Genomic DNA, 6,752 nt, shown 5'->3' with positions numbered 1-6,752 from the left:
CTGCTTCATAGCGTCATTCCCTCAGTCAGAACCGGACGAATGGAATCACAGAGCAGACCTCAAAACCAGGGGGTTTTTCGAACCCTCCACGTCGCATCAATCAATAATTTTCCGCACTATTCATCTCTATTTTTAATAGAGATGAATATAATAATTTAATCAAATATTTTCTTTATATTAAATCTTCTTTCTAAATCCATAACCTCTTCCGAAGAAAATGTTTCTCCTTTTTCAGAAATCCAAAGTCCTGAATGATAAGTTAGAACATAATCATATTCCATATTATAAGTCCTTCATGATAAGAATTCATATTAAGCAGAAAACGTAGCATTATAGCTATCTGTTATACAATATTTTTATCAAACAGACGTAATGGGACCGGGACAGGCCTGTAACAGCGGATTATGGATCAAAAGCAGAAGCCCCTCCACCATTGCCTGAGCCACGAGTATGCGATCAAGAGGATCTCGATGCACGTCAGCAAGTTGTCCGACCGCTAGGGCATGCTGACTAGCACTACAGTTGCGTTTTTATTTTAATGCGTGAGAGATATACTGCTGCCTGATAGGCTCGTCGAAACACGGACCAACGGAGGATATGCGGGATAGGGATCTGAGCCTGGGTGATTTTCACGGGGAGGCGTCGGATTTCCTGGATCGACCACCGGATGAGCTTTTGCGCGTTGGCCGTGGGCTTTTTTTGAGCGTGAGGACGTTCGCCTGGGAGCGCACGGCAGCCATCATTGCGTGGGCGAGCATGACCAGAGAGACGTGGCGGTGCCAGCCGTGCCAGGAACGGGTCTCGTTGTGGTCAAGGCCAAATTCGTTCTTGGCGGTCTCAAAGCCTTCCTCGATCCGCCAGCGCGCGCCTTCAACGCGGGCCAGCGTTTCAAGCGGTGTCCCCTGTGGGCACCAGGTTGTGAAATAGCGCAGATCGCCATCAGCGGGATTGCGGCGGACCAGCAGGCCTCGGGTCCATGTTCCGGTCAGGGTGTTAGAATATTCCGGCGCGTGGAGATCGGCCATCGGGCAATACAACCAGTCTCATACCATCGCTTCGCCCTTGGTACCGTGCCCGGCCGAACATCGGACCCAGGCTTCGTCAGGCAGGGTCTTGATAATCTCGCGGGCCTCGCCGACCCACATCACGTCAGGTCGCCAGGAGTGAAACCAGTGATTGGCATTCACGCCCAACACGAAACCTTTGCCCGCGCGGCGCAGAGCCATTTCCAAATCACCAACACCATATACGCTGTCGCCCGCGACCCAGGCGAACGGTATGTCGGCATCCAGCGCACGTCCGATCATCGCAATCGCCAGCGCCGGTTTGGTGGTAAAGCGGATATCGTCAGGAACATGTGCCGCTGCCAGGCGCTCAGGTTTGTCTGTCCAGCTTTTCGGCAGATACAGCGCCCGATCGAGAAAGGCATGCCCTTTGGATGAAACATAGGTCGTGAACACGCCAATCTGGCAGTTTGTGATTTTACCCGCTGAGCCGGTGTATTGCCGGCTCACGCCGCAGGAGGCCGTACCCTTCTTGAGAAAACCGGTCTCGTCGACCACTAGAACGGCATCGGGATCGCCGAAATGATCCACCACATGATCTCGCACGACATCGCGCAACGCATTGGCATCCCAGCGCGTCCGGCCTAGCAACGCCTGCTGCCGCCACGGCCCTGGGTCACCCGCTGCTTCCGCCCGCATCCAGCCGGTCTTCCGCGGTTCGTTACTCAGAAGCGTTTCCAGAAAACGCCCTGCCGCCGCAGCAATCCGCTCCTGCCCAAAGACCGGGCGCATCCGCGCCTTGGTATCTCGCAATGCCTCCCGCGTAAGCGTCAAAACATCCTCGACAGACGCCGTGCTATTCATCTCGTTCTGAAGCATGGCTATCCATAGATTCAGAACCCTCAGAAAAACGCAACTGTAGTGTTAGGTCCCGTTGACAAAAGATTCAATCCAAAGCCTCGCGGCGGCGATATTGAGGAAGCTCATGAAGGACAAGGCGGTTTTGTCGTAGCGGGTTGCAATACGCCGCATCTGCTTGAGTTTGTTGAACATCCGCTCAATGCGATTGCGGTCTCTGTAACGCCGCCAGTCTGTTTTCTGTGGAGTGTTACGGCCTTTGCGTGATGAAAGACGACAGATGCCGTCGTCAGTGATGGCGCGTGATTGAGAGAGGAATTGTTGGATAAAACCTATACGGCATCAACGGTATGGGCCGATACGGCCTATCGCGCAAAAGCCAAYGAAGACTTCATGGAAAAGCAGGGCTTTGTCTCAAAGGTTCACAGGAACAAGCTGCATCTCAAGCCAATGCCCCGCTATACCCAGCCCTTCAATGCCGGTAAGTCGGTAATCTGATCCTGCGTTGAACATGTTTTTGCTGAATGAGTGTACGTTACCGAGGCCTCCCGCAGGGAGGTTTGGGAGGGTACACTATTACCTATAGTGTAACAGCCTGCGCCTTCCGGTCCCAGATCTGCCCGGATCGCTCCTTCCCGTCCCGCTTTCACAATCAGCGGAAAAGCCCCGAAAACCTGCATCCCTGGAGAGAAAGCCCCTGACGGTTCGAAGCCGGATTTGTTACACTTTTCGGGATCTGATGCCCAAAGCTCCGCAAACGGCCCTGCCCCGCCAGTTCAGCCTCTTTCCCGAGAGCGCCCGTCTGCATCGGATCGACTCGGAGACCAACTGCTGGCGGTTCTACCGTCTGACCCTGCAGGATGATCTCTTCGGCGGCACTGTCCTCGTCCGCTCCTGGGGGCGTCTGGGGACCACCGGCCAGGAGCAGCGGGAGCGTTTTGGCGATCCGGTTGCCGTTCAGAAAGAGCTGGTCCGTTGGGTGCAGGTAAAGCAGCGTCGGGGCTATCGAGAGGACATGGACGGATGACAGCAAAGGATGTGACGGTGAAAGCGAGGGCGCTGCCCTCGCGCTCCCGGCAGGAGCCGCAGGCTCCTGCACCTCGGGGGGGTAACAGGAAGACGCCGTCTGGCGGCGGCGTAGCGCCGCAGGCGGGGATGCAGCTGTTTGATCCCTCAGGAGCGCGGAAATATCTGACCGTCTCCGAGCGCACCGCTTTCCTGAAGACGGCCGAGCGGGCGCCGCGCGATGTCCGCACCCTCGCCATGACCCTGGCCTGGTCGGGGTGCCGTCTGTCCGAGGCCTTGGCCCTGACCGCCGACCGGGTGGATCTGGCCGGCGGCGTGCTGGTGTTTGAAAGTCTGAAGAAGCGCCAGGACGGGATCTACCGGGCTGTCCCCGTCCCCCCTGCCCTGCTCGAGGCGCTTGATCTGGTGCACGGCGTCCGCGAAGCGCAGGCGCGTCGGGACCGGGGCCGCTTCCTGCGTCTGTGGCCGGTGGCCCGCATGACCGGCTGGCGCATGGTGCACCGGGTCATGGCCGAGGCTGGTCTATCTGGCCCCGCCGCCTCCCCCAAGGGCCTGCGGCATGCCTTTGGCGTGGCGGCCGTCTCCACCGGCATTCCGCTCAATCTCGTGCAGAAATGGCTCGGTCATGCCCAGCTCTCTACCACCGCCATCTATGCCAACGCCTCCGGCGACGAGGAGCAGACCATTGCCAGGAAAATGTGGAACTAGAAGAAGTCTAAAAATCGTATAAAATTATTACATCAAATACGATTGCACATTTTTACGATTAATCGTAAAAACGTAAAAAAGGAAATCAGTATGATAATTGGTCTTCTAAATCAAAAGGGCGGGGTTGGAAAAACAACCTTAAGTGTTAATTTGGCGGCAAGTCTCGCGCATGCCGGTGCTCGCGTACTCCTTCTCGATGTTGATCCTCAAGGTAGCGCTTTAGATTGGGCCGCTGCTCGTGAAGGGAAGCCACTTTTTCCAGTGGTAGGGTTGCCGAGAGCTACCGTGCACAAAGAGATAGATCAGATCGGAAAAGATTATGATCATATCATAATTGATGGCCCCCCCCGTGTCACTGATTTAGCACGCAGCGCTATCATGGCATCAGATCTCATTTTAATCCCTGTACAGCCATCTCCCTATGATATTTGGGCAGCTGATGAAGTTGTCAAACTCATTGAGGAAGCTGGAATCTATAAAGAAAAACTTAAATCCGCTTTTGTGGTTAATCGTAAAATCGCAAAAACGGCGATAGGCCGAGATGTTAAGGAGGCTCTTTCATCATATTCGGTTCCGGTTTTCTCATCGAGCATTACTCAGCGTGTGATTTTCGCTGAGGCTGCGGCTCAGGGAAAATCAGTGCACGAAATAGATCCGCAGAGTTCCGCTGCCATAGAAGTAGATGCTGTTAAAAACGAGTTGATGGAATTCATCAAATGAGCGCAAAAAAAATCCAAATCGGCATGAAGCCTACGAACAAAGCAATTTCGCCCTCAGCTGATGCCTGGGTCGAAACACGAAAAAATTCAGATGAGCCCGAGGCAATGAAGCGACTGACGATTGATGTTCCAGCTAGCTTACATCGAATGATTAAATCGTCTTGCGCTATGCGTGGGACAAAAATTGCCGATGAAGTGCGTGAACTACTTTTAAAGAAATACGGAAATCAGTAAAAACTGATAATCGTATTTAAGTTTTCCGAGTAAAACTATGGGGTAATAGAGACAATAAGATGTCCATTCGCAAAGCTCCAAAAGCAGAAAGCCAAACAGATTTTTTTGTACCGACCCTTTATGATGTAGGGACGAAGGACTCTCGCAGCATTATGGATGTGGCGGTCTTTCGCTTATCTAAACGAGATCGCCGTGCGGGCGAGGTCATTCATTATGAGCTATCAGATGGTCATGTGACAGTTTCTGGGGGCGCTGCTGGTATGGCTTCAGTCTGGGACTATGATTTAGTTCTTATGGCAGTCTCGCATCTTACCGAACAAATGAACCGTTTCCGCGAAGGAAAAGCCGAACGTCCTAGCCGGATTTTCCGTCCGCATGTTGCTGATGTTTTGCGTTTTTGCCGCCGATCTGATGGTGGCAAACAAAAGGATGACTTGGTCGAAACGTGCATCAGACTAAACACAACACATGTTGCAGTTCAGCGCATTAAAAAAAATAGTAACGGTAAAACGATAACAGTCGATGAAGGAGAGCCACTTATTAGTCGATATAAAATTATAAAAAGCGATACAGGAAAACCAGAATATATAGAAATAGAATTAGCAGATTGGATGCACAGAGAAATAACTAATGGAAAAAACCCTGAAGTTTTAACTGTTCACCCAGATTATTTTTTAATAGATCCTGGTATAGGTCGTTTTGTTTATAGATTAGCTCGCCGTGCAGCGGGGAAAAGCAAAGCAAAGTGGTCATTCCAAACAATTTATGATCGGAGCGGTAGTTCTGGGACTTTGAAAAAGTTTACTGAAAATTTGAGAAAAATTATTAATTCTAATAATTTGCCGGAATATATCATTGAAGAAGAACTGGGAAATTCAGGGCCATTATTAGTTATGACTTATAGAAATTCCATCCGCCCGGATGGAGAACAATGCTAGCCCCTAATGTACGGGTAATTCGAATCTGCATCGATGACACAAGATAGAAGCAACCTTTTCCATTCCCAACAAGGCAAAAACAGACGCATGTATGTGAACAAACCGTACATTGGGGGCCAGATCCCGTACATTGGGGGCCAGATCCCGTACATTGGGGACCGGATTCCGTACATTGGGGGCTGGTAAATTTTCTAAGCATTTGAAATAAAAGAATAATTTACCGTTTTTTTTTCCTAAAACTCTTTAAAACATTTAAAACTATTTGAAACCCGAATGCCTGTGGATAACTTCCTCCCTTCTGACCGTGCTTTAGAAGCTCTGGCTGATCGCCTGGAGGCTTCAGAAAATTACCGGGTTCTGAGACGCCTGCGTCCTTCCGTTCTGGGCCATAAACCCGAGGGCAGGGGATTACGAACCGGTCTGTTCGTCGATCTGGAGACCACTGGCCTTGATCCCCGCCAGGACGAAATCATCGAAATCGGCATGATCCCGTTCATCTACCGCATCGATGGCCTTCTCATTGGAACCCTGCCAGCCTTCAGCCGACTGCGGGAACCTGCCATTCCCGTGCCTGCCTTTGTTCAGGATCTGACAGGACTGACACCAGAACGACTGGCTGGACAGACCGTCTCCCCCGACGAGGTGGCGGCCTTCGCCCCGGATGCCAGTCTGGTGATTGCTCATAACGCAGCGTTTGATCGTCCTTTTCTCGAACGCTTCTGCCCGGCCTTTGTGAACAAACCCTGGGCCTGTTCCATGGAAGACGTTCCTTGGGATCAGGCAGGCTTTGAAGGACGCAAACTGGGGCATCTGGGTCTCCAGGCCGGATTTTTCTTCGACGGGCATCGCGCCGTGGATGACTGTCAGGCTGCCATTGCCCTTCTGGGCCACACAGGCTTTCCGGAGAACCGCTCCGCCCTCTCTCTCCTGCTGGAACGGGCCAGGACGGTCTGGACGCGTCTGTGGGCCGAATATGCGCCCTTTGAGCTCAAGGATACGCTCAAGGCTCGAGGCTACCGTTGGAACGATGGTTCTGACGGGCGACCCAAAGCCTGGTTCATCGACAGACCGCCTGAAGAGGTTGAAGAGGAGGTTCGCTTTCTTCGCTCTGACATCTAGGGGTCACGACACGAAAGTGTACTTTACGTACGCTTAGAGTGAACCCAACAAGAACGTTGAGGCTGTTCTGCTGAGAGTTCGATAGACAGTTGGCCGAGAAATAGAAAACAGTTCTGAAAGATCGCTGATGGAGTAATCGCCGGTAT

At 52.2% G+C, this 6,752-nt stretch carries 6 protein-coding genes and 5 pseudogenes; 7 read left to right on the top strand and 4 right to left on the bottom strand.

Features of this window, described 5'->3' with window-relative positions:
- Positions 1-359 precede the first annotated feature (359 nt).
- The 3 pseudogenes from KP705_RS21170 to KP705_RS20230 all read right to left on the bottom strand — a co-directional run.
- Positions 360-512: pseudogene (locus KP705_RS21170) on the bottom strand (PIN domain nuclease); the annotation flags it as partial.
- A gap of 117 nt (positions 513-629) precedes the next feature.
- Positions 630-1,883, bottom strand: a pseudogene (locus KP705_RS15035) (IS701 family transposase).
- A gap of 45 nt (positions 1,884-1,928) precedes the next feature.
- Positions 1,929-2,084: pseudogene (locus KP705_RS20230) on the bottom strand (transposase); the annotation flags it as partial.
- 48 nt (positions 2,085-2,132) lie between these two features.
- Here KP705_RS20230 and KP705_RS21445 point away from each other — a divergent pair.
- From KP705_RS21445 to KP705_RS14995, 7 genes and pseudogenes are all read left to right on the top strand, one after another.
- Positions 2,133-2,357, top strand: a pseudogene (locus KP705_RS21445) (IS5/IS1182 family transposase); the annotation flags it as partial.
- A 244-nt stretch (positions 2,358-2,601) separates the two neighbouring features.
- Entirely contained in the window at positions 2,602-2,889 is a 288-nt protein-coding gene (locus KP705_RS15020) for a WGR domain-containing protein (RefSeq protein WP_215764740.1), read from the top strand.
- 128 nt (positions 2,890-3,017) lie between these two features.
- Entirely contained in the window at positions 3,018-3,596 is a 579-nt protein-coding gene (locus tag KP705_RS15015) for a tyrosine-type recombinase/integrase (RefSeq protein ID WP_308267616.1), read from the top strand.
- Positions 3,597-3,686: 90 nt separating this feature from the next.
- Positions 3,687-4,316: a ParA family partition ATPase gene (gene parA, locus KP705_RS15010; RefSeq protein ID WP_211504784.1), complete on the top strand. Its 630-nt coding sequence runs from the start codon at positions 3,687-3,689 to the stop codon at positions 4,314-4,316.
- Positions 4,313-4,549 carry a hypothetical protein gene (locus KP705_RS15005; RefSeq protein WP_202259126.1) on the top strand — a complete coding sequence of 79 codons (237 nt, stop codon included), beginning with the start codon at positions 4,313-4,315 and terminating at the stop codon, positions 4,547-4,549. The genes parA and KP705_RS15005 overlap by 4 nt, the downstream gene beginning before the upstream one ends.
- 59 nt (positions 4,550-4,608) lie before the next feature.
- The gene (locus KP705_RS15000; protein ID WP_215764739.1) at positions 4,609-5,487 is read left to right on the top strand and encodes a replication initiator protein A; all 879 of its coding nucleotides are present in this window, start codon (positions 4,609-4,611) and stop codon (positions 5,485-5,487) included.
- 273 nt (positions 5,488-5,760) lie between these two features.
- Entirely contained in the window at positions 5,761-6,606 is an 846-nt protein-coding gene (locus KP705_RS14995) for a 3'-5' exonuclease (RefSeq protein WP_252348415.1), read from the top strand.
- Positions 6,607-6,639: 33 nt separating this feature from the next.
- Here KP705_RS14995 and KP705_RS21160 read toward each other — a convergent pair.
- Positions 6,640-6,752, bottom strand: a pseudogene (locus tag KP705_RS21160) (recombinase family protein); the annotation flags it as partial.

Origin of the sequence: Gluconobacter sp. P1D12_c (assembly GCF_018812105.1) — a bacterium.
GTDB classification, from domain to species: domain Bacteria; phylum Pseudomonadota; class Alphaproteobacteria; order Acetobacterales; family Acetobacteraceae; genus Gluconobacter; species Gluconobacter oxydans_A.
The sequence above is the reverse complement of the archived record's forward strand: the minus strand, read 5'-3'. Positions and strand labels throughout refer to the sequence as shown.

Coding starts and splice junctions, on each gene's coding strand:
- KP705_RS15020 (WP_215764740.1), top strand. CDS start 2,602: ATGCCCAAAGCTCCGCAAACGGCCCTGCCCCGCCAGTTCAGCCTCTTT.
- KP705_RS15015 (WP_308267616.1), top strand. CDS start 3,018: ATGCAGCTGTTTGATCCCTCAGGAGCGCGGAAATATCTGACCGTCTCC.
- parA (WP_211504784.1), top strand. CDS start 3,687: ATGATAATTGGTCTTCTAAATCAAAAGGGCGGGGTTGGAAAAACAACC.
- KP705_RS15005 (WP_202259126.1), top strand. CDS start 4,313: ATGAGCGCAAAAAAAATCCAAATCGGCATGAAGCCTACGAACAAAGCA.
- KP705_RS15000 (WP_215764739.1), top strand. CDS start 4,609: ATGTCCATTCGCAAAGCTCCAAAAGCAGAAAGCCAAACAGATTTTTTT.
- KP705_RS14995 (WP_252348415.1), top strand. CDS start 5,761: ATGCCTGTGGATAACTTCCTCCCTTCTGACCGTGCTTTAGAAGCTCTG.